Source organism: Spiroplasma sp. hy2 (assembly GCF_044714365.1).
Taxonomy (GTDB): Bacteria; Bacillota_I; Bacilli_A; order Mycoplasmatales; family Mycoplasmataceae; genus Spiroplasma; species Spiroplasma phoeniceum.
This window is the reverse complement of record NZ_RXFZ02000168.1, coordinates 1-2,141: the sequence shown is the minus strand read 5'-3', so window position 1 is coordinate 2,141 and position 2,141 is coordinate 1. Positions and strand designations below refer to the sequence as shown.

General features: G+C 26.3%; 4 protein-coding genes. All 4 read right to left on the bottom strand.

Annotated features, from left to right (window positions below; all coding sequences use genetic code 4):
- Positions 1–99: 99 nt before the first annotated feature.
- The 4 genes from EHV01_RS04955 to rpsF all read right to left on the bottom strand — a co-directional run bounded on the left by EHV01_RS04955 (position 100) and on the right by rpsF (position 1,922).
- The gene (locus EHV01_RS04955) at positions 100–672 is read right to left on the bottom strand and encodes a hypothetical protein (protein WP_422066484.1); all 573 of its coding nucleotides are present in this window, start codon (positions 670–672) and stop codon (positions 100–102) included.
- A gap of 93 nt (positions 673–765) precedes the next feature.
- A complete protein-coding gene (gene rpsR, locus EHV01_RS04950; RefSeq protein ID WP_114564870.1) occupies positions 766–990 on the bottom strand; it encodes a 30S ribosomal protein S18 in 225 nt (74 codons plus the stop codon).
- Between the two features lie 18 nt (positions 991–1,008).
- Entirely contained in the window at positions 1,009–1,449 is a 441-nt protein-coding gene (locus EHV01_RS04945) for a single-stranded DNA-binding protein (RefSeq protein WP_422066483.1), read from the bottom strand.
- 23 nt (positions 1,450–1,472) lie between these two features.
- A complete protein-coding gene (rpsF, locus tag EHV01_RS04940; RefSeq protein ID WP_422066482.1) occupies positions 1,473–1,922 on the bottom strand; it encodes a 30S ribosomal protein S6 in 450 nt (149 codons plus the stop codon).
- Between the last annotated feature and the right edge of the window lie 219 nt (positions 1,923–2,141).

Sequence of the window (2,141 nt, the reverse complement as noted above, 5' to 3'; positions counted from 1 at the left end):
TWATTTTTAAATAAAAGACATAATTAATTAAAATTATAATTTGCTATTAGTATCTTTTTAAAAATATTTACAATTATTTTAATAGGTTATGCAAGAAGTCTATTTAAAAATATTTTCTGTAAAACCACTATTAACTTGCAATTGAGCCCAATATTTATCAGCTGGTTTAAACATAGTTTCATCACCATGCAAATAATTTAATTTAATGGTCATACCATTTTGGTCTAATTCTAATGCTTTTGTATTAATATTATAAAATTTATTATTTGTAACAGATAAATTCACCATGCTATCATAACGATATTGCAATTTATAAAGATCTTTATCAATATCTTTATTATTATCAAATCATTCTTGTGCTTTTTCTTGACAAACTGCTAATGTGTCAGAATTAAAATATTCAACAGTTGGCGAAGTTAATAAGTTATTTTCATCAGTTCCTTGTTTCTGAACAACATAGGCGATACAAGGTGGTCTATCATTGTCAACAATTGCCATAGAAATATTACCAATTTTTGTTAATGGGTTTCAAAAAGCTCAGCAACAAATAAAACCATACAAAAAAGGCACAAAACAAATTAGCATATACTTAATTATTTGTAGTAAATTTTTTGCTATTTTTTCTTTTGCCTCTGTTCTGAAAACATTAATAAATCTTGGATTTTGTTTCATAATGTCATCCCTTAACTTTTTTTACTGCCTATGATATATATCATATTAATTCTATACGAAAAAAGAAAAAATACTCACAAAAGTAAGTATTTTTTAATCAATAACAAATGGTAATAAAGCCATTTGACGAGCTCTTTTAATTGCTGTTGCTAACATTCTTTGATTTTTAGCAGTTGTTCCTGTTACTCGTTTTGGCAAAATCTGCCCATTACCAGAAATAAATTTTTTTAATAATTCAATATCTTTATAATCAATGTATGTTATTTTATTTTTTGTAAAATAACATTGTTTTTTAAAACGTTTAAATTTTGGATTCATTTTCTTTTTCCTTTCTTTTTAATCTCATAAAATTGCATCATCGCCATCAAAAGTAATATTATTATCATCTTGTGGTTCTGGTTGTTCAAAAGTTGTGTTAGAAAAATCATTAGCAATTGGCATTGATGGACCACCAATGTTAGTAGCAGCACTAGCACCTTTTGAATCTAAAAAAGAAACCATATCAGCAATTACTTGAACAATTGTTGTAACTTGACCATTAACATTATCACTTCTCGTTTGTAAACGTCCATCTAATGCAATTAATGATCCTTTTTTTAAATAATGGGCCATATTTTCTGCCGTTTTATTCCAAGCAAAACAAGGAATAAACGAAGCTTGGTTATTAAAACTATTATTTACTGCTAATGTAAAAGCAACAAATGGTTTACCATTAACAGAATTTTTTAATTCTAAATCACGGGTTAGTCTTCCTACTAATGAAACTCGATTTAACATAACTCTTGTACACTCCTAATTTTTTATTCTTTTGTTTCAGTTGGTGCATTTTCTGGTTTTGATTCTTCACCTTCTGAACGTTGTTCATGACGTTTATAATCAGTTTTTTTATTCCCTGGTCTACGATCACGGTCTGGTTTATCATTCTTAACTTCTGTTTTTGCATAAACAGTTGATTGAATATATCCTTTTTCTTTTTCTGTATTAATTACTAAAATTCGTAATACATCTTGTTCAATATGACTAATTCGAACAAATTCATCAATGTTTTCTGATGTTGTATTAACAATTAATACTCCATAATATCCTTTTTTTTTCTTTTTAATTGGATATACTAAATCTTTACTTCCTCATTTTCCGTGTTCTTCTATTTTTCCCTCATTAGCTTCTAAAATTTGGTGTAATTTACTTTCTAATTCATCCAAATTAGTTGCTTCGGGATTTAATATATACATAATTTCATATTTACGCATTTTATTTTCCTCCTTTTGGTCTAGGTCCTATTCGGACAAGGAGCTAATAATTATAATTCAAGCATTATTAACTCGCCAATTATTATACCTTATATTTCCTTTAATTGTAAGCGTTATTTCTTTAATTTTGTCGAAAACTCTTGATATTTATAAAATATACCTAAAATTAGGTATATTTTTAATATATGGAGGTAAATAATTAATGAAAAAAATAATTAM